At 72.6% G+C, this 19,888-nt stretch carries 13 protein-coding genes; 4 read left to right on the top strand and 9 right to left on the bottom strand.

Translation table 11 applies throughout. From position 1 onward, the window contains the following. Positions 1-51: 51 nt before the first annotated feature. Together ACFHWY_RS11945 and ACFHWY_RS11940 are read left to right on the top strand one after the other, a co-directional pair. Positions 52-1,479, top strand: coding sequence for a UDP-glucose dehydrogenase family protein (locus ACFHWY_RS11945; protein WP_416580222.1), 1,428 nt, complete (start codon positions 52-54; stop codon positions 1,477-1,479). 118 nt (positions 1,480-1,597) lie between these two features. Beyond that, positions 1,598-6,505, top strand: a complete 4,908-nt coding sequence (locus ACFHWY_RS11940; RefSeq protein ID WP_416580221.1) for an SCO7613 C-terminal domain-containing membrane protein — start codon at positions 1,598-1,600, stop codon at positions 6,503-6,505. 73 nt (positions 6,506-6,578) lie between these two features. On the opposite strand, the gene purE is transcribed toward ACFHWY_RS11940, so the two are convergent. From purE to mca, 6 genes are all read right to left on the bottom strand, one after another. Next, positions 6,579-7,070: a 5-(carboxyamino)imidazole ribonucleotide mutase gene (gene purE / locus ACFHWY_RS11935; RefSeq protein ID WP_416580220.1), complete on the bottom strand. Its 492-nt coding sequence runs from the start codon at positions 7,068-7,070 to the stop codon at positions 6,579-6,581. Beyond that, entirely contained in the window at positions 7,067-8,263 is a 1,197-nt protein-coding gene (locus ACFHWY_RS11930) for a 5-(carboxyamino)imidazole ribonucleotide synthase (protein WP_416580219.1), read from the bottom strand. Before ACFHWY_RS11930 ends, purE begins: the two co-directional genes overlap by 4 nt. Positions 8,264-8,314: 51 nt before the next feature. Next, positions 8,315-10,354 (bottom strand): thioredoxin domain-containing protein, encoded by a 2,040-nt coding sequence (locus tag ACFHWY_RS11925; protein ID WP_416580218.1) that lies wholly within the window; start codon positions 10,352-10,354, stop codon positions 8,315-8,317. 72 nt (positions 10,355-10,426) lie between these two features. Next, on the bottom strand, positions 10,427-12,967 hold the full coding sequence (locus ACFHWY_RS11920) for a putative bifunctional diguanylate cyclase/phosphodiesterase (protein ID WP_416580217.1): 2,541 nt from the start codon (positions 12,965-12,967) through the stop codon (positions 10,427-10,429). Positions 12,968-13,145: 178 nt separating this feature from the next. Next, positions 13,146-13,442, bottom strand: a complete 297-nt coding sequence (locus ACFHWY_RS11915) for a hypothetical protein (protein ID WP_416580216.1) — start codon at positions 13,440-13,442, stop codon at positions 13,146-13,148. A gap of 48 nt (positions 13,443-13,490) precedes the next feature. Then, positions 13,491-14,372 carry a mycothiol conjugate amidase Mca gene (gene mca / locus ACFHWY_RS11910; RefSeq protein ID WP_416580215.1) on the bottom strand — a complete coding sequence of 294 codons (882 nt, stop codon included), beginning with the start codon at positions 14,370-14,372 and terminating at the stop codon, positions 13,491-13,493. Positions 14,373-14,623: 251 nt separating this feature from the next. On the opposite strand from mca, the gene ACFHWY_RS11905 reads away from it, so the two are divergent. Together ACFHWY_RS11905 and greA are read left to right on the top strand one after the other, a co-directional pair. Further along, positions 14,624-15,058 carry a DUF4307 domain-containing protein gene (locus ACFHWY_RS11905; protein ID WP_416580214.1) on the top strand — a complete coding sequence of 145 codons (435 nt, stop codon included), beginning with the start codon at positions 14,624-14,626 and terminating at the stop codon, positions 15,056-15,058. A 167-nt stretch (positions 15,059-15,225) separates the two neighbouring features. Continuing rightward, positions 15,226-15,723, top strand: coding sequence for a transcription elongation factor GreA (gene greA, locus ACFHWY_RS11900; protein WP_416580213.1), 498 nt, complete (start codon positions 15,226-15,228; stop codon positions 15,721-15,723). 57 nt (positions 15,724-15,780) lie between these two features. On the opposite strand, the gene ilvA is transcribed toward greA, so the two are convergent. From ilvA to ACFHWY_RS11885, 3 genes are all read right to left on the bottom strand, one after another. Next, entirely contained in the window at positions 15,781-17,001 is a 1,221-nt protein-coding gene (gene ilvA, locus ACFHWY_RS11895; RefSeq protein ID WP_416580212.1) for a threonine ammonia-lyase, read from the bottom strand. Between the two features lie 198 nt (positions 17,002-17,199). Further along, positions 17,200-18,609, bottom strand: a complete 1,410-nt coding sequence (locus tag ACFHWY_RS11890) for an amidase (RefSeq protein ID WP_416580211.1) — start codon at positions 18,607-18,609, stop codon at positions 17,200-17,202. Between the two features lie 16 nt (positions 18,610-18,625). Further along, the gene (locus ACFHWY_RS11885) at positions 18,626-19,768 is read right to left on the bottom strand and encodes a cystathionine gamma-synthase (protein ID WP_416580210.1); all 1,143 of its coding nucleotides are present in this window, start codon (positions 19,766-19,768) and stop codon (positions 18,626-18,628) included. Between the last annotated feature and the right edge of the window lie 120 nt (positions 19,769-19,888).

Genomic DNA, 19,888 nt, shown 5'->3' with positions numbered 1-19,888 from the left:
CAGCGGAACGCGACGCGAACATGCGGAGCCAGTGCGAGCGGAGAGACAGGCGTGACCATTCCGTACCCGAACACCCAGCCGGTACCCGCGATCGCGACGGTGACACCTCCCTCAGGCGCCTCCCGGCCGCAGGTCGCCTTCCTGGGCACCGGCTACCTCGGTGCGACCTACGCCATCTGCTACGCCGAGCTCGGGTACGAGGTGCTCGGGTACGACGTCGACGCGGACAAGATCGCCAAACTCAACGCGGGTGAGGTGCCGATCCACGAACCCGGCCTGGACGAACTGCTGCGCCGCAACCTGGCGGCCGGACGACTACGGTTCAGCACCGACATCACCGAGACCGCCGAATTCGGCGACGTGCACTTCATCTGCGTCGGCACCCCACAACGCGCCGACGGAATGGGCGCCGACCTGTCCTACGTCGAAGCGTCGGTCACCAGCCTCGCCCAACACCTGACCCGTAAGGCACTGATCGTCGGCAAGTCCACCGTCCCGGTCGGCACCGCTGACTGGGTCGAACAACTCGTCGGCAAACACACCCCCACCGACCTCGGTGTGGAGGTCGCCTGGAGCCCCGAGTTCCTCCAGGAGGGCTTCGCCGTCGACGACGTGCTCCGCCCCAACCGCATCGTCGTCGGCGTCAAGAGCGAATGGGCCAACGGCATGCTCTACGCCGCCCACAAGGGCGTGTTCGACCTCGCCGCCACCGAGGACCGCGAGGTTCCCCTGGTGGTCACCGACTTCGCCACCGCCGAACTGGTCAAGGTCGCCGCCAACGCCTTCCTCGCCACCAAGATCTCCTTCATCAACGCGATGGCCGAAGTCTGCGAGGCCTCCGGCGGCGACGTCACCCAACTCGCCAAAGCCATCGGCTACGACCCCCGCATCGGCAACCGTTTCCTCCAGGCCGGCCTCGGCTTCGGCGGCGCCTGCCTGCCCAAGGACATCCGCGCCTTCCAGGCCCGCGCCCAGGAACTCGGCGCCGGCGAAGCACTCCGCTTCCTCCACGAAGTCGACCTGATCAACCTGCGCCGCCGCACCCGCGTCCTGCAACTCGCCGCCGACCTCCTCGGCCGCCGCTCCGGCCCCGCCGGCCCCGACCTGTCCGGCACCCGCATCGCCGTCCTCGGCGCCACCTTCAAACCCAACACCGACGACGTACGCGACGCACCCGCCCTCTCCGTCGCCGCCCTGCTCCACAAAGCCGGCGCCGACGTCCACGTCTACGACCCACAGGGCATGACGAACGCCGGCCGGGCAGCACCCGAACTCAGCTACGAGCCCGGCATCACCGAAGCAGTAGCCGGCGCCGACCTCGTCTGCGTCCTCACCGAATGGGCCGACTTCCGCAACGCCGACCCCACCGTCCTCGGCGAACTCGTCACCGGCCGACGAGTGGTCGACGCCCGCAACTGCCTCGACTCCACCCTGTGGACGCAGGCCGGCTGGGAGTACCGGGGCATGGGACGGCCCTGATCGGATGTGTGGTCGGGTCGGCGACGCCGGCGCTTGACCCGCCGACAACTGTCGAATTCTCGGCTCGCATTGGGCATGCTGCGACAGTGGAAATCCACAGTGCGGGTGGAGGGGTGTCGTGGCGACTTTTCAGTGCTCCTCGTGCGACCGGGAGATCAAGCCGGCGATTCGCTGCCCGCACTGCGGTGCGCACCAGGCACAGTGGGCCGAACACCTGGGTGAGATCGAGCGGTCCATCGCGGAGATAAAGGCCCGCGAGGCCGCCATCGCCAGCGAACAGCGGCAACTCGCCGCCAAGATGCAGGCCGCGGTCTTCCAGCGGGACACCCTCGCGCACGCGGGCAACGCCGGTGACGAACGTCTCAAACAGGCCACCCGGCCCCGCCGGGTGTTACGCCGCCGGCTGGCGCGCCGTCCCTCGTCCGACGGGGCCGCTGCCCCGCCGCGTGACCTCTCCGGTGACAGTTCCGCGCCACCGCCACGGGTGCCTCGGCAGGGGCCCGGCAGCGGTCCACCGGACCCACCACCACCGACCGCACCCGTGTGGCTTGACGCCGACGACCCGGAGCATCCGCCGGAGGCATCCTCGCGGGAGGTGCAGAACATCCCGCTCGGTCTCGGTGCGCTGCTGCTCGGCGTCGCCGCGGTGGTCTTCGCCGTCGTCGCCACCAGCTCGATGGACGCACTCACCCGCCTCGGCATCCTGCTGCTCGCGACCGTGCTGATGCTCGTCGCCCCGCCGGTACTGGTCCGGCGGGGGCTGACCAGCACCGCCGAGACCATCGCCGCGGTGGGCCTGCTCCTGGTCCCACTCACGGGGTACGCGCTGTGGGCGGTGGACCGGGTCGGCGACGGCGTCGTCTCCGGCACGGCCTTCGCCGGTGTGATCTTCGCGTTGACCGCCACCGTCGCCGTGGGCTACGCGGGGTGGACCAGGCTACGGGCGCCCCGGTTCGCCACCGTGCTGGCCGCCCAACCGGTGGTGCCGCTGCTCGCGTACGACCGGATCACCGGCGCGGCCGGCTGGGCGCTGGTACTGACCCTGGTGGCCCTGCTCGATCTGTGGCTGGCCCGCTCCCCGGTGACCGTGGAGCAGCCGCCCACCGATTCCCCGACCGCCCCCGGCCGGCCGAACGCGCCCCGGCGGCAGGCCGACGGGCGGCCTGAGGGAGCGCCGGAGGAGTCCGGCGAGGTGCTGGACCCGACGGCCGGCCACACGACGGGTCCGCCGAGCCGACCGGTACCGGGGCTGCGGGAACTGACCTGGGCGCTGCACGGCGCGGCGGTGGCGGTCGCCTTGGCGTACGCGGTGACCGCCCTGCTCAAGACCAGCACCGTGGGGGGCGCGACCGGCGCGGGAATGGTGCTGCTCCTCGCCGCAGCCGCGTGCCTGGCGGGCACGCTGGCGCTGCGCCGCCCACCGCTGCCCGACATCGGCGCGGGAGTGCTCACCCTCGCAGTGATCGGTGCCCTGGGCCGGATCGCCTCGGTCGCGCTGCCCGGCCGCGCGCTGCTGCTCATCGCAGCGGTCATCACGGTCACCGGCCTCGCGGTACGCGCGGTTCCCGAGTCCGCCCGCCGCGGCCCGCAGCTGGCCTCCACGGTGGCGCTGACGGTCAGCGGGGTGGTGGTCGCCGGCAGTGCCCTACGGGCCGGCATCGCCCCGGTCCAGGCCGCCCTGCCGGCCTGGGCGGCGAATCTCGACCGGTACCCGGCCGAACTGGCCGCCGCCGTCGGGCCGGCCGCCTGGCAGCTCGCCGTCAGCGCCTTCCTGCTGACCGTGGCCGCGGTGGTGGCCCTGCCTCCAGAGATCCGCCGCGAGTTCGCGGTGACCGGCGCCGCGCTGACCGCGCTCGCCGTGCCGGCCTCCTTCGCCCTGTCCTGGGCGCTGGCGCCCTGGCCGATGGTGCTGGCCGCGTTCGGCATCGGGGCGGTCGGCCTGTCCGCCCGAACCAATCGGGCGGCGCTGGCGCACGCGGTCGCCGCCGCGGTCGTCGGGCTGGCCGGTGCCGGCGCCGCCCTGGCCCATCCCGCGCTGACCGCGGCGGTGCTGGTCACCATCGTGGTGGCCGGCGCGCTGATCGCCGCCGCCCCCCGGATCCGGCTCGCCCCGGCCACCGCGGACATCGTCTCGGCCTGGGCCGCCGGAGGCGCCGCCTTCGCCCTGCCCGGGGCGGTGGCCGCCTTCGTCGCCGCCACCCTGCCCGCCGGCGCCACGCTGACCCCGGCGAGCCTGCGCGAGGCGACCGTGCCGATCCTGGCGGCCAGTTTCCTCGCCGTCTGCGTCACCCTCGGCTATGCCGCCGTCGTCCAGGTGTCGCAGCGGCAGATCCCGGCACCGCTGGCGGTGGGCACCGGACTGGGCGCGCTGGTGGTCGCCGCTGCCGCATTCGGTGCCCCGGGCGCCACCGTGGCCGACGCCTGGGTCGGTGCGCTGCTGCTGGTCTCGGCGGTGCTGCTCTTCCTGGCCCCATCGATCGACACCGGCCGCCGTTCCGACCTGGCGCTGGACGGTTCCGACCTGGCGGCCGCCGCGGTGACCGCCGCGCTGGTCGCCACCCTGCTGCGGATTGGCGCCGTACTCGCGCCCGGTGGGCAACTCGCCGTGGCCGCCGCGCTGGTCCTGGTGGTCGCCGTGGCCGCCCGGGCGATGCCCGAGCAGTGGCGGCGTGGACCGGTGCTCGGTCTCACGGTCGGCGGAGTGCTGATCGGACTGCTGGCCGGCTGGATGGCCCTGCGCGGTGGCGTCGGGGTCCTGGCCACTCCGGGCCCGATCTGGGACGGTGACCTCACCGGCTGGCCGGCCGCGCCGACCGGTGGGCCGACCTGGCAGGGCCCGATCGCTCTGGCTCTGCTCGCGGTCGCCGCCGGCATCCTGCTGCCGCCGCCCTGGCGCTATGACGTGGCCGGCGTGGCGGCCTGGCTCGCCACCATCGGCGCTCCCGCCGCGTTCGACCTCGCGTGGTGGACGCCGGTCCTGATCGGCGGCATGGTGGCCACCATCTTCGGGATGGCGGCGGTCGCCTCGATCGACCCCCGGGCGGCGCTGTCCCGGATCACGGTGGCCGGTGTCATGGCGCTGCACGCCGCCGGTGCCGGCCTGGTCCGGCCGTGGACCACCGCACTCGCCCTGACCAGCATCGTGCTGATCGGCGCGGTGGTCGCGACGCTGGCCCGCAGCATGGCCGAGCCACTCGTCGAGGACATCGGGTCCGAGGGGATGCCCCCACACCTGGCACAGATCGGCGGTGCGGGTGTCGGAGCGGCACTGCTGGCGCTGCCGGGTGCCACGGCTGCCCTCGCCGCCGAGTTCGGCCACTCGCCCCAGGTGGTGCTGACCGCCGGCCTGGCCTCGTCCAGCCTCGGGCTGGCCGCCGTGGCGGCGGTCCGGCGGCAGGTTCCGCAGTACCTGCCGTGGGCCAGCGCCGGACTGGTCGGTGGCGCGAGCGTGACCGCGCTGGCCGCCGTACCCCTTCATCTACCGGTCGGCGTGTACGCCGCGGCGGCGGCGCTGCTCGGTGTGCTCGCCGAACTGATCCGGGGGGCGACCGAGCCGCCGGTCGACGCGGCCCAGCCGGTCCGCCGCTGGTCCGTGCTGCTGAACGGCGCACGGCGCCGGTGGCGGGTCAGCCCGGCGGCCGGTGCGCTCGCCGCCGCCGCGCTGCCGACCGTCCTGGCGCTCGTCTCCATCGCTCCGGCACTGGTGGCCGCCCTCGTCGACCCGCACCGCGCCCTCAGCCGGATCTGGCAGGGGCCACCACCGACCCTGCTCGACCCGCCGCCCGCTGCGGTCAATTCGACCCACGTGCTGACCGCGTTGTTGCTCACCGCGACGGCGGCCCTGGCGGCCACCGGGTTCAGCGGTGGCCGCCGGTCCCGGGCCATACCGGTGGTGCTGCCCGGTGCCGCGGTGACCCTGCTGATCGCCCCGATCGCGCTCGGCGGCGGCTGGCCGGCCAGCACGCTCTCGGCACTGACCGTGTTCACCATCTCGATGCTGGGGCTGGCGCTGACCGCGCCCCCGTCGCTGATGGAGCCGGCCCGGTCGTTGCGGCTGGCGCGCGTACTGGTCTTCGTGATCGGGCTGGCCGCCGGCGGCGCGGGCCTGGCCGGCAGCCTCACCACCCGGGAACTCACCCTGTTCACCCTCGGCGGCGCGGTCGGGGTCGGCCTGCTGGCCGCGTTGTACGGCATCACTTCCCGGGCCCGCATTCTCGGCTGGCTGTTCGCCTCGCTGATGGCGCAGCTGTTCGTGCTCACCGCCGGACTGGTGGCCGGGCTCGCCCCGGTCTGGTCGGCGTTCGGGGTGCTGGCGGTGGGCGCGGCGTTGCAGGTCTTCGCCGCCACCCTGCCCCGACTGCGCCGCCCGGAGGCACAACGCGAGGCGGCGACGGTGGAATGGAGCGGGTACGCCGCCGCGCTGATCGCCTTGGCGTTGGCCTTCGACTCGCCCCGACACATCGCCGCGCTGCTCGCCGCCTGGGGCGCGGTCCTCGGTCTCGCCGCGGCTCGACCCGGACGCCGACCGATGGAGCGACGGATCCTGTTCTGGGCGGTGGTGGTCTTCGAGATCACCGCCTGGTGGATCCTGATGCGGGTCGCCGAGGTGGCCCTGCCCGAGGCGTACACGCTGCCGTTCGCCGCGCTGGCGTTGCTCGTCGGTGTGCTGGAGCTACGGCAGCGACCCGAACTCAGCAGCTGGGTGGCGTACGGTCCGGCGCTGGTTGCCGCCTTCGTGCCGACCCTGGCGATCGTGCTGGCGACTGATTCGAGCACGATGCGTCAGGTGCTCCTGCTGCTCGGTGCGGTCGCCGTACTGGTCTTCGGGTCGACGAGTCAGCAGCAGGCTCCGGTCATCGTCGGCGCGGTGGTCACCGCCATCGCGGCGGTCCACGCCCTGTTCAGCCTCGGACCGTGGCTGGCGTTGATCCCGGTCGGTTTCCTGCTGCTGATCCTCGGAGCCAGCAACGAGCGCCGGCGCCGGGCGCAGGAGCGCCTCCAGACCGCGCTGCGCGGCATGCGGTGAGGGGGCCGGCGGAGGTCGCCGACGGCGTGCATAGGGGCCCTGCTATGCGCCAGACGTTGAGCGGGGCCCTTCCTCACGCCAGGGAGGCGCGCAGTGCGGCGTCCTTCTCGGCGACGAGTCGCTCCAGGTCGGCCTGGTACGCCGACATCCGGTCGAGCAGGGCGCGGTCGGCAGCGGCCAGGATGCGGACGGCGAGCAGCCCGGCATTGCGGGCGTTGCCGATCGACACGGTGGCCACCGGAACGCCGGCCGGCATCTGCACGATGGACAGCAGCGAGTCCATACCGTCGAGATGCTTCAACGGCACCGGTACGCCGATCACCGGCAGCGGGGTCACCGAGGCGACCATGCCGGGCAGGGCCGCCGCACCGCCGGCCCCGGCAATGATCACCTTGAGGCCACGGTCGGCGGCGGCCCGCCCGTAGTCGATCATCTTGACCGGGGTGCGGTGCGCCGAGACCACCTCGACCTCGTACGGCACCTCGAACTCGGCGAGCACCTCGGCGGCGGCCTTCATCGTCGGCCAGTCCGAGTCGCTGCCCATGATCACACCGATTGTGCTCACCCTGCTCGTTCCTCCGCCGTTCCATCGCGCAGCCAGCGGACCGCACGAGCGGCCCGGGCGCGTACCTCGTCCAGGTCGTCACCGAGCACGGTGACATGGCCGATCTTGCGGCCGGGGCGTACCTGCTTGCCGTAGAGGTGCACCCGGGCCGCCGGCTCGGCGGCGAAGAGATGATGCAGCCGCTCGTCGACCGGCATGCCGCCGGACTCCCCGCCGAGCACGTTCGCCATCACCACCACCGGCGCGGTCAACGAGGTGTCACCCATCGGGTAGTCCAGCACCGCCCGCAGGTGTTGCTCGAACTGCGACGTACGGGCGCCCTCGATGGTCCAGTGCCCGGAGTTGTGCGGGCGCATCGCCAGCTCGTTGACCACCAGCCGGCTGCTCTCCGGCGCGGCCGGGTCGGCCACCTCGAACAGCTCCACCGCCAGCAGGCCCACCACGCCCAGCGCGGTGGCCAGGTCGATGGCGAGCTGCTGTGCGGCGACCGCCAGCTCCTCGGCGAGGCCGGGGGCCGGGGCCACCACCTCGACGCAGGTCCCGTCGCGTTGCACCGTCTCCACCACCGGGTACACGGCCACCTGACCGAACGGTGAGCGGGCCACCTGCACGGCCAACTCCCGACGCAGCGCCACCCGCTCCTCGACGAGGAGCTTCGTGCCGCCGGCCAGCAGGGTCCGGGTCAGCTCGTCGGCCTGCACGGCGTCGCCGACCGGCCAGACCCCCCGCCCGTCGTACCCGCCACGCGCCGCCTTGAGCACGACCGGCCAGCCCACCTCGTCGCCGAAGCCGACCACGTCGACCGGGGACGCGACCACCCGCCACCGGAGGTTCGGCCCGCCCAGCGCTGCGAGCCGCTCCCGCATCACCTGCTTGTCCTGGGCGTGAACCAGGGCGTCGGCGGGCGGGAACACCTTCACCCCCTCGCCGATCAGGGCCCGGATGTGTTCGGTCGGAACGTGCTCGTGGTCGAAGGTGACCACGTCGCAGCCCTTGGCGAAGGTGCGCAGCGCGGCGAGGTCGGCGTGGTCGCCGTACTGGACGTCGGCGGCGACCAGGGCAGCGCCGTCATCCGGCGTCAGCGCGAGCACGCGCAGCGACTGGCCGAGGGAGATGGCGGCCTGGTGGGTCATCCGGGCCAGTTGGCCGCCGCCCACCATGCCGACAATGGGCAGACCGGTACGGGAATCCATAGCGGCGCCAGCCTATCCGGGCCGGACGCGGCGCCGACCAGCGGATCCCGTTCAGCGCAGCTGCGCCACCAGGTCGTCGACGACGGTCACCGGCCGTTGGCAGACGAAGCTCCGGCAGACGTACGCGGCGGCGTGCCCGTCGAGCAGCGGGCGGCCCGCCAGCAGCGGCACTCCCGGCTGGTCCGGCTCGCCGGACACGACCACCGCGCCGGGCGGGGCGTGCCGGTGGGCCGCGGCCACCAACGGGCCACCGCCCGGATCCCTGGTGGCGACCGCGATCTCGTACGGCCCGGAGAGCAGCGCCTCGCCCGCTGTCGCCGCGTACCCGGCGAACCGGGCGTGCCGCCCGACGATCGGCGCGATGGTGGACAGGGCCGCCTCGCCTGCCTCCCGGTAGCGGTTCTCCCCGGTCAACGCCGCGTACGTGACCAGGGCCGCGACGATGGCGGAGCGCCCGGAGGGGGTGGCGTTGTCCGTCGGGTCCGCCGGTCGGGTCACCAGTTGCTCCGCGTCGTCGGCGGTGTCGTAGAACGCCCCACCGGGTGCGGCGAAGTGCGCCAGGGCGACGTCGAGCAGCTGGCCGGCCAGTTCCAGCCACCGTCCTTCGCCGGTGACCTGGTGCATGGCGCAGAACGCCTCTGCCACACAGCCGTAGTCCTCCAGCACGCCGGCCGGCTCGCCGACCCGGCCGTCGCGGGACGCGCGGCGCAGCCGCCCGTCGACCAGGTGCACCCGGGCAAGGTGCTCGGCGGTAGCCCGCATCGCCCCGTCGGCGACGATGGTGACCCCTTCCAGCAGGTTCGCCTCTCCCTCGGTGCCGATCCGGCCGGCGGTCTCCACGAGCCGGACGAACTCGGCGAGCGCGGTGACTGCCAGGCCGTTCCAGGCCGCCACCACCTTGTCGTCGCGCGCCGGCTGGGGCCGGGTGTCCCGGGCGGCCAGCAGCCGCCGTGTCACGTCCTGCCAGCGGCCGCGTACCTCCGGGTCGGCGTCGTCGACGTCGCGGGCCAGCCGCAGCACGCTCATGCCGTGCTCGAAGGTTCCGGCCTCGGTCACCGCGAACAGGTCGGCGGCCCACCGGCCGTCGGAGTCGCCGAGCGCCTCGACGAGTTGGGCCGGGGTCCAGGCGTAGGTGAGTCCTTCGACGCCCTCGGTGTCGGCGTCCAGCGCGGAGGCGAAGCCCTGCCCGGGGCGGTGCATCTCGTCGGCGAGGAACCGGGCGATGTCCCGGGCCACCCGCAACGCCAGCGCGTCGCCGGTGAGCCGCCACAGCTGGGTGTATACCCGCAGCAGAAGGGCGTTGTCGTAGAGCATCTTCTCGAAGTGCGGCACGGTCCAGTGCCCGTCCACGGAGTAGCGGGCGAACCCTCCGGCGAGCTGGTCGTGGATACCTCCGCGGGCCATCGCCTCACAGGTGTGCCGGACGATCTCCAGGCTCCGCGCCGAGCCGGTGCGCTGGTGGTGCCGCAGCAGGAAGAGCAGGTTCATGTGCGGCGGGAACTTCGGTGCCCCACCGAATCCGCCGTTGGTCTCGTCGTACTCGCCGGCCAGCTGGTCGGCGGCGGCGTCGAGCAGCTCGGCGGTGAGCGGGACGGTGGGGCCGCCGACGGCCTGGGCGCCGCCGATCGCCTCCACCACCGCGGCGCCCTGCCGCAGGACGGCGTCGCGCTGGTCCCGCCAGGCCGTGCCGACCGACTGGAGCAGTTGGACGAAGTTGGGTCGGGGGAAGTACGTCCCGCAGAAGAACGGGGTGCCGTCAGGTGTGGCGAAGACCGTCATCGGCCAGCCGCCCTGGCCGGTCATCGCCTGGGTGGCGGTCATGTAGACCGCATCGACGTCGGGCCGCTCCTCACGGTCCACCTTGATCGACACGAAGCCGTCGTTGAGCAGCTTGCCGACCGCCTCGTCCTCGAACGACTCGTGCGCCATCACGTGACACCAGTGGCAGGCCGAATAGCCGACCGAGATCAGCACCGGCGTGTCCCGCCGTTTTGCCTCGGCGAACGCCTCGTCGCACCAGGGCCACCAGTCCACCGGGTTGTCCGCGTGCTGGAGCAGGTACGGGCTGGTGGCCTCCGCTAGTCGATTCACCCAACGACCCTATCCACTCGACCGCCCGACCGCCGCTCCCCCACCACCTGCGGCCTGGGGGGGGTGGTGGGGTCAGGAGGCGCCGTCGACGCGGAGGGGGAGGACGTTGGTGGGGGCCTGGCGGGCCATCGAAGCGAGCACGGCGGCGATCTTGTCGGCCGGCATCGGCTTGAAGAAGTGGTAGCCCTGGGCGGAGGTGCAGCCCAGCTCGGCCAGCGCGGAGCGCTGGGCGGCCGTCTCCACACCCTCGGCCACCACCCGTAAGCCCAGCTCCTGGGCCAGCCCCACGGTGCTACGCACGATGGCCGCCGCCTTCGGAGAATCCGCCATCCGCAACACGAAGGACCGGTCCACCTTGAGCTCGTCCACCGCAATCCGGTCGAGGAAGGCAAGCGAGGAGAAGCCGGTGCCGAAGTCGTCCACCGCCAGCTGTACGCCCATCGACCGTAGCGTGGTGAGTACCTGGTCGATGACCTCCAGTTCGCTCATCACCACCGTCTCGGTGATTTCCAGGACCAGCCGCTCCGCTGGCACCTGGTGCCGGCGCAGCGCCTCGCCGATCTCTGCCGGCAACCTCGGGTCCAGCAGGCTGCGGGCCGAGAGGTTGACCGAGATGGGGACGTCCAGTCCTTCCCGGGCCCACTCGGCGGCGACCGCGAGCGCCTTGTCCAGCACATACCTCGTGAACGGGCCGAGCTGCTCGCTGTTCTCCACCGGCCGGACGAAGTCGCCCGGCCCGAGCCAGCCCCGACGCGGGTGCCGCCACCGGATCAACGCCTCCACCCCGGTGGGTGCGCCGGTGGCCAGGTCCACGGCCGGCTGCAACACCAGCACCAGTTGGTCGTCGGCCTGCAACGCCTCCCGCAGCTCGGCGAGCAACGCCAGCTGATCGGTGCTGGCCGCGTCCCGTGAGCTGTCGTACGCGGCCACGTTGCCGCCACCCGACTTGGCCTGGTACATCGCGATGTCGGCGCGGCGTAGCAGCTCGGTCAGGTCGGCGGTGCCGGCCGGGGCCACCACCACCCCGACGGAGACCTCGACGGAGATCCGTACCCCGGCAACCTCGGTCGGCGCGGCCAGCCGCTCGGCGATGTCCCGGGCCTGCCGCAGCGCGTACGCCATCGGGGCGGCGAGGTCGCCGACCACCGGGACCGACGTCAACAGCAGCGCGAACTCGTCGCCGCCGAGCCGCGCCAACAGGTCACCGGAACGACCGATCGTGCCCAGCCGGTTGGCGGTCAACCGCAGTAGCTGGTCCCCGGCGGCATGCCCGAGGGTGTCGTTGACCTCTTTGAACTGGTCGATGTCGAGCAACAACAGGGCGACCGGATGGTCATGGGCCAGTTGCCGCAACGCCAGGTCGCCCTTGCCGAGCATGGCGGCCCGGTTGGCCAGGCCGGTCACCGGGTCGTGCACCGCCTCGTAGGAGGAACGCGCGGTGACCAGGCGCAACTCCCGGTGCGTCGCCGCGTCGTGCAGGGCGGCGGCCAGCGCGTCCGCGAAGGCGGCATGGGCGTCCCGCTCCCGGCCGGTGGGCACCGCCGTGCGCGGAAAACGCACCCGCAGCCGGCCGACCCGGCTGTCACCCACGAAAAGGTCGCGAACCAGTTCCTCCGGTTCGGGTTCCTCGTCGCCCGGCGGCGCGATCTCCCGGTCGACCAGTTGGCCACCGGGGTCGCCCCGGTAGCGGCGCCACCTGCCGTCGCCCCGGACGACCTCCACCTCGACGATCTCCGCCTCGAAGAGTGTGAGAGCGCCGCTGACACCCGCGGTGGCCACGCCACGCTCGTCGAGTTGGTTGAGCGCCGCCGTCGCCTCCGCGAACGATCGCCAGGTGCGTCGCTCGCGGTCCTCGTTCAGCCGTTGCCGATAGGTCTGTTGGAACAGCCACAGTGGGGCGGGTAGTAGCAGCAGCCACCGCGGATCGACCTCGATCAGCGCCACCACCAGCAGGCCGACCACGACGTTCCCGACGAACATCAGCAGCTTGCCGCGCAGCGCGACGAGCAGCGGACGCCCGATCGGCAACCCGTGTCGCAGTGCCAGCAGGAACCCGCCGAGCCCGGCACCGGCCAGCAGGTACGCGACAGCGCCAGCGACCACCGCGAGGGTGAGCGACGGGGTGGGAGCGGTCAGCGACGGCTGTCCCAGCGCGGTGGTGACGGCCACCGCCAGTGCGGTGGCGGCGGTCTGCACGCCGGCGATCCGGATGATGTCCGAGGGGGACCGGCCCTCGTCCACCACCGACAACGCCGTCCAGGCCAGCGTCACACCGATCAACGCGGCGGCGGGCAGCCAGCCGGGCGGTACCAGGTAGAGACAGACGATCAGCGCCGCCTCGGCCCAGGTGACGCTGACCATGCCGGCGGCAGCACGGAACCGCAGCCGGGCCAGCTGCGCGAGGGCGAACAGGGCAACGGCGATGCCGAACCGGGCCAGCCCGCCGAGCGGGCCGAGGGCATCGTCGGCCGGCAGCCGCGCCGGCAGGCTCAACCCCACCACCGCGGCGACCAGCGCGGTGGCCACCACGGCGGCGGTGAGCAGGTGCAGCCCGAACCGGGTACCACGGCTCGCGAGCCGGTCGAGCGATCGACCGGTCCGACCGGAGGTCACCGGCCCACTCCCGCCGACCGGGAATTGGACACGCTGCGGGCGGACACGTTTGCGGTGGTCATCGGCGCCCCCTCCCGCGCGCAGCTCGAGGACTTCTGGTCCCCCGGCGGAAGGCTAAGCCAAACCCGATGGCCGCAACAGGGGGCGACCATCCGGTTCCACGTGAATCATTCCCCGATCAGCCGTCTCGGCGCTGCTGGTACCCATTGGGAGAGTCAGCGGATGAATCCGCCGTCACGTTCCCATCTGTCGGGTCACCGACCGTGCGTCCCACCGAACCCGCTTCCGGATCGGCGGGCTCATCGGTCGGGAACCGGTCGGGCAGTCGCCGCAGCCGGGAGTTCATGTTGCGGATCAGCAGCACGGTGGCGGCACCGAGCAGCAGGATGAGGAAGAGCCCCATAGGCCCGGCGAGGCCACCGGTCCGGGTGTCACCGAAATTGTTCTGGGCGAGCACCTGGGCAGCGGTCAACATGGCATTCCTCCGGGTCGCGGTATGCGGCCAGGGTAGCCCGCCGCCGGTTCAGCGGGCATCCGCCGTCTCCCGTACGCCAGCGAACAGGTCGGACTCGGGCAGTGGGCTCTCCACCAGCGACCGGACCAGCTGGAAATCCTCCGTCGGCCAGGCACGCCGCTGCAGCTCCATCGGCACCTGGAACCAGAAGCCGTCCGGGTCCACCTGGGTGGCGTGGGCACGCAGCGCGTCGTCGCGGACCGGGAAGTACTCCGCGCAGTCCACCCTGGTGGTGATCCGGGGACCCTTGTCCGGCCGGTCTTCCCACCGGGTCAGCCACTCCGCGTAGGGGGATTCCACGCCGCTGGCCAGGATCGCCTCGTGCAGCGCCAGAATCTTGCCCTTGGAGAAGCCGATGTCGTAGTAGAGCTTGAGCGGCTGCCAGGGCTCGCCCAGCTCCGGGTACCGTTCGGCGTCGCCGGCCGCCTCGAAGGCCGCCATGCTGACCTTGTGGCACATGATGTGGTCGGGGTGGGGGTAGCCACCCTCCTCGTCGTAGGTGGTGACCACGTGCGGGCGGAACTGCCGCATCAGCCGCACCAGCGGGCCGGCGGCCACCGCGACGTCCTGTAGGGCGAAGCAGCCCTCGGGCAGCGGCGGCAGCGGGTCACCCTCGGGCAGGCCGGAGTCGACGAAACCCAGCCACGCCTGCTCGATGCCGAGGATGGCTCGCGCCGCGTCCATCTCGGCCCGACGGATATCGGCGATGTTGGCCCACACGTCCGGCCGGTCGAGCTTGGGATTGAGCACGCTGCCGCGCTCCCCCCCGGTACAGGTCACCACCAGTACGTCGACACCTTCGGCGACGTACTTCGCCATCGTCGCGGCGCCCTTGCTCGACTCGTCGTCGGGGTGCGCGTGTACCGCCATGAGTCGAAGTTGCTCTGCCAAGGTGGCGCTCCTCGTCTCCGCCCACCGACGGCGCCCGCCGTGGGCCACGTGACCTGCCGGAATCCTCCCGAAGCGGCTCTGGACCGCGCCGGCCTGCCATATTTGACTCCGGTCACGTTCGGCACCGTGTCGAGCCAGACACCGAGCCGAGCCAGACACCGAGCCGGACCAGACACCGAGCCGGACAGGCATTCGGGACTCTGCCATTCTTGCCGATACCGCTGACAACAACGCCAGGGAGATACCCGCCGGTGACCGAGACGCACGCCACACTTGAACCTGACGCGCCGGTCTTCCCGCCCGGCCGGTACGGCCGCCGCCGGAAGCCGGGGGGCCGCCGGCCGGTGTTGACGGCGCTGCTGGCGCTCGCCGTGGTCGCGATGCTCGGCGTCGTCTCGGTCCGGCTCTACCAGCAGTACGGCGATCCGGCGTACGACGCCCAGCTGATCAGCTACGGCGACATCGCCGACAGCCAGGTCGTGGTCAACTTCCGGGTCAACCTGCCCGACGGCGGCTCGGCGGTCTGCGTGCTGCGTGCCCGGGACCACGCCGGCGCCGAGGTGGCCCGCGAGGAGGTGCCGGTGACCGGCGCGGCGGGGCAGCGCCACATCACCGTCCAGCACCGTCTCGCCACCAGTGCGCGACCGTTCATAGGCGAGGTCGTTCGCTGCCGACCGGCCCTCTGAGGCCGCCACCTGCAATGGCTGCCACCTGTAGAGGCCGCCACCCCTGCGGTCGCCGCCGGTCGGCCGCCGGATGTCCGCGACGTGATCGCCGACACTCCTTGTCGTGGGGCACTGGTAACTTGGAGGTTCACCTGCCGGCCAGCACGCACAACCGAGGAGGACCGCCTGTGTCCAATGGCAACGAGGCGCCCGCCACCTGGCTGTCCCAGGACGCGCACGACCGCCTGAAGGCCGAGCTCGACGAGTTGATCGCCAACCGGCCGGCCATGGCCGCCGAGATCAACGCCCGGCGCGAGGAGGGCGACCTGCGCGAGAACGGCGGCTACCACGCCGCCCGCGAGGAGCAGGGCAAGGCCGAGGGACGCATCCTCTACCTGAAGGAACTGCTCCGCACGGCTCAGGTCGGCGAGGCGCCGACCGTCGACGCCGTAGCGCCCGGGATGGTCGTGACGATTTACTTCGACGACGACGCAGACGACACAGAGACCTTCCTGCTCGGCTCCCGCGAGATCGCCGCGACCACAGACCTGACGGTCTACAGCCCCGAGTCTGCGCTCGGGCAGGCGATCCTGGGCGGCAAGGCCGGTCAGGCCTGCACCTACACCGCGCCCAGCGGCGCGGACATCAAGGTGACCGTGGTCAGCTTCGAGCCGTTCTCCGGCTGACTCCCGCCGGTTCGCACCGCCAACCCCGCTCGGCCAGAGGCGTGACGCCGTGTCGTGTCACGCCTCTGGTCCGATCGTCACCTGGTAACCGCTGGCCCGTAACGCGCTGATCAGCGTGTCCGAGTGCTCCACTCCGCGGGTCTCCACCGACAGCGCCACCTCGACCTCGCCGAGACGCAGGTGTGGATTCGCCCGCTGGTGCACCACGTCCACCACGTTGGCCCGGCGCTCGGCGATCTCACCGAGCAGCGAGGCGAGCTGCCCGGGGCGGTCCGAACAGCGGACGGTCACCCGCAGGTAACGCCCCGCCGCCGCCAAACCGTGCTCGATCACCCGCAGCATCAGCAGCGGGTCGATGTTGCCGCCGGAGAGCACTGCCACCACCGGCGTCTGCACCTCGACGGCCCCCGCCAGCAGCGCCGCCACCCCTACCGCTCCGGCCGGCTCCACCACCTGCTTGCCCCGCTCCAGCAGCATGAGCAACGCCCGGGAGATGTCCTCCTCGGAGACGGTGACGACCTCGTCGACGAGCCTGCGGACATGGGTGAACGTGACGTCGCCCGGCCGGCCGACGGCGATGCCGTCCGCGATGGTGGCGAACGCGGGCAGCCGGACGGGCTCCCCGGCGACCAGTGACGGCGGAAAGGCCGCCGCGCCGTCCGCCTGCACCCCGATCACCCGGACGTCCGGCCGCAACGCCTTGACGACCACCGACATCCCGGAGATAAGCCCACCCCCGCCGACGCCGGTGACGATCGTCCTGACCTCCGGGCACTGCTCCAGGATTTCCAGCGCCACCGTGCCCTGCCCGGCGATCACGTCCCGGTGGTCGAACGGGTGGATCAGGACCGCGCCGGTCCGTTCGGCGAAGGTCTGCGCCGCCACCAGTGCCTCGTCCACGTTGGCACCGGCCAACTCGACCTGGGCGCCGTACCCCTTGGTGGCCGCAACCTTGGGCAGCGGCGCGTTCACCGGCATGAAGACGGTGGCGTGGGTGCCGACCAGCCCGGCGGCCAGCGCCACCCCCTGGGCGTGGTTGCCGGCACTGGCCGCGACCACTCCCCGGGCGCGTTCCGCCGCGGACAGCCGCGAAATCCGCACGTACGCGCCGCGCACCTTGTACGACCCCGCACGTTGGAGGTTCTCGCACTTCAGCCAGGCCGGCCCGCCGAGAGCGGCGTGCAGTGGACGGGAGGGCTCCAGCGGGGTGACGCGGACGATCCCGGCGAGCAGATCCCGCGCCGTCCACACTTCGTCCAGGCTGACCAGTTCAGTCATGCCTAGATCGTGCCACCCGCCCCGTCCGGCACCGGCGACGCCTGGCCTGGCACGGCCGGTTCGGGCGCACCACCAGGCGACGCTGTCAGCCCCGTCGGCGCCTGCGGGTAGGGCAGCGTCTCGTACTCGGTGCCGGACGTTGACGAACCGCACCGGCCACCCGGAGTTCCTCCGGTTGGCCGGCGGGAGCGTAGATGATCACGAGCTGGCTGGCGACCCCGTTCCGACACGCGGGTATCCGGGAGCGTGCCGAGACCACGGGGCCGCCATCTCGAACTGGCCGGCGATGCCGAGCAGCAGCAGTTCCGCACCGGGCGGGCCGATCAGCTGCACGGCCAGCGGCAGCCCGTCCGGGCGGCGGCCCACCGGCACCACCAGGGCGGGCAGCCCGGCGATGTTCCACGGTGCGGCGTACGGGGCGTACCGGATGTTGGTCAGCATGTTGGCCTGCCACGACCGGGCCGACCAGCTGGCGGCCGGCGGGGGCGCGCTCGCCAGCGCCGGGGTGAGCAGCAGGTCCACCGAGCGGTCGGTGAAGAACCCGATCGACCGCTCACGCCAGCCGAGCCGGTCGGCCTCCCGCACGTACCCGCGACGCCACGCCCACTCGCCGAGAGCGACATGCCGACGGCTGCGGCGTTGCAGCGCACTCCGCTCGACCCCGGCGGCGCGCACGTCCGCCGCGGCGGCGGCGAACCAGGTGGCGATGCCCTGCAGACCCAGAGCCGTCGGGTAGACCGGCTCGGTCGGTACGGTGTCGTGTCCGGCCGCGGCGAGCAGCCGGCCCGCGGCGGCGACCGCGTCCCGGTTCGGCGCGTCGGGCGAGACACCCCGAACGGGGGACCGCAGTGACACCCCGACCCGCAGCCGCTGCGGTGGGACGAGCTTGCCCTGGGCCCGGCCGGCGAGCACCTGGAAGCCGACCGCCGCGTCGGCGACGGTGGTGGTGAGCATGCCGTGTTCGGTCAGGCCGAACCAGTCCTCGGCGCCGAGCTGGCGGGGCACCACACCGCGTCCCGGCTTCAGGCCGACCAGACCGCAGCAGGCCGCCGGGATGCGGATCGAGCCGAGACCGTCGTTGCCGTGGGCGATCGGTACCAGGCCGGCGGCCACCGCCGCGGCGGCACCGCCGGAGGAGCCGCCGGGGGTACGCGAGATGTCCCACGGGTTGCGGGTCACGGCCGTCTCGTCGTCGGTGATGCCCCACAGGCCCAGCTCGGGCATCCGGGTCACGCCGAGGATCACCGCACCGGCGCCGCGCAACCGGCGGACCACCTCGTGGTCGGCCTCGGCCACGGGAGTACGCATCGCGGCGGAGCCGTTCCAGGTGGGCATGCCGGCGACCGGGGTGTTCTCCTTGATCGCGACGGGCACCCCGGCCAGTGGCAGGTTGGCCAGGTTCTCCTGCTCGTCGACCTTCTCGGCCTCGGTGACCGCCTCCCCGCCGCGTACCGTGCGGAACGCGGCGAGGTCGACGTCGCCCTTGACGACGTGGTCGAGGTGGTCGGCCAGCACCTGGGTGGCCGAAACGTCGCCACGGCGTACGGCCCGGGCGATCTGTTTGGCGGTCGTCCCGACCCAGGTCGGCATGATGTCCTGCACGGCCATCCTCCCCAGCCAGCGGTCAGCCCAGCGCCTGCTCCAGATCGGCGAGCAGATCTTCGACCGTCTCGATGCCGACAGACAGTCGCACGAGATCGCCGGGAACTTCAAGCGGCGAGCCGGCAGCACTCGCGTGTGTCATCCGGCCCGGGTGCTCGATCAGGGATTCCACGCCGCCGAGCGACTCGGCGAGCACGAAAAGTTCGGCCCGGTTGCAGATCTCGACCGCGTGTTCCTCACCGCCGGCGGCCCGGAAGGAGATCATGCCGCCGAATCTGCGCATCTGCTTGGCGGCCACCTCGTGGCCGGGGTGCGACGGAAGCCCCGGGTAGAGCACCTGGCCGACCTTGGCGTGCCCGTTCAGGTAAGCGGCGATCCGCTCGGCGTTGTCGCAGTGCCGGTCCATGCGTACGCCCAGGGTTTTGATGCCCCGCAGGGTGAGCCAGGCGTCGAACGGGCCGTTGACCGCGCCCATCGCGTTCTGGTGGTAGCGCAGTTCCTCGCCGAGGGTGGCGTCGGCCGCCACCACCGCGCCACCGACCACGTCGGAGTGCCCGCCGATGTACTTGGTGGTGGAGTGGACCACCACGTCCGCGCCGAGCGCGATCGGCTGTTGCAGGTACGGCGAGGCGAACGTGTTGTCGACCACCAGCAGCGCACCGGCCTCGTGCGCCACGGCGGCCAGCGCGGCGATGTCGGCGATGCCGAGCAGCGGGTTCGTCGGCGTCTCCACCCAGACCACCTTCGTGGTGCCCGGTCGGATCGCGGCCCGCACCGCGTCCGCGTCGGAGACCTTGGCCGGGGTGTACGCGAGCCCCCACCGCTGCGTGACCTTGGCGAAGAGCCGGTACGTGCCACCGTACGCGTCGTCGGGGATGACCACATGGTCGCCGGGGGCGCAGACGGTACGCAGCAGCGCGTCCTCGGCGGCCAGACCGCTGGCGAAGGCGAGCCCCACCGGGCCGCCTTCCAGCGCGGCCAGGCACTCCTGGAGCGCGTCCCGGGTCGGGTTGCCGGAGCGGCTGTACTCGTAGCCGAGCCGGGGCGCGCCGACGGCGTCCTGCGCGTACGTGCTGGTCTGGTATATCGGTGGGATCACCGCGCCGGTGCGGGCCTCGGGGTCCTGCCCGGCGTGGATGGCGAGTGTGTCGAAGCCGTGGTTCATTCCGCAGACGTTAGTCCTTCGCCTCGTCCCACCTTGTGAACCCACCCTGCCGGGCAGCCAGGTCGACTTCCTGCGTGTCGGCGTTCGCTGCCGGCGGCGATCCCCGTCCGGCCCTAGCCT

This window comes from Micromonospora sp. LOL_024, assembly GCF_048060415.1.
GTDB lineage: Bacteria > Actinomycetota > Actinomycetes > Mycobacteriales > Micromonosporaceae > Micromonospora.
Note: the sequence above shows the minus strand (reverse complement) of the source record. Positions and strands in the feature narration are given on the sequence as shown.

Excerpts from the sequence above, each read along its gene's own strand:
- ACFHWY_RS11930 (WP_416580219.1), bottom strand. The coding sequence starts at position 8,263 with ATGGATTCCCGTACCGGTCTGCCCATTGTCGGCATGGTGGGCGGCGGC.
- ACFHWY_RS11915 (WP_416580216.1), bottom strand. The coding sequence starts at position 13,442 with ATGTTGACCGCTGCCCAGGTGCTCGCCCAGAACAATTTCGGTGACACC.
- ilvA (WP_416580212.1), bottom strand. The coding sequence starts at position 17,001 with ATGACTGAACTGGTCAGCCTGGACGAAGTGTGGACGGCGCGGGATCTG.
- ACFHWY_RS11890 (WP_416580211.1), bottom strand. The coding sequence starts at position 18,609 with ATGGCCGTGCAGGACATCATGCCGACCTGGGTCGGGACGACCGCCAAA.
- ACFHWY_RS11885 (WP_416580210.1), bottom strand. The coding sequence starts at position 19,768 with ATGAACCACGGCTTCGACACACTCGCCATCCACGCCGGGCAGGACCCC.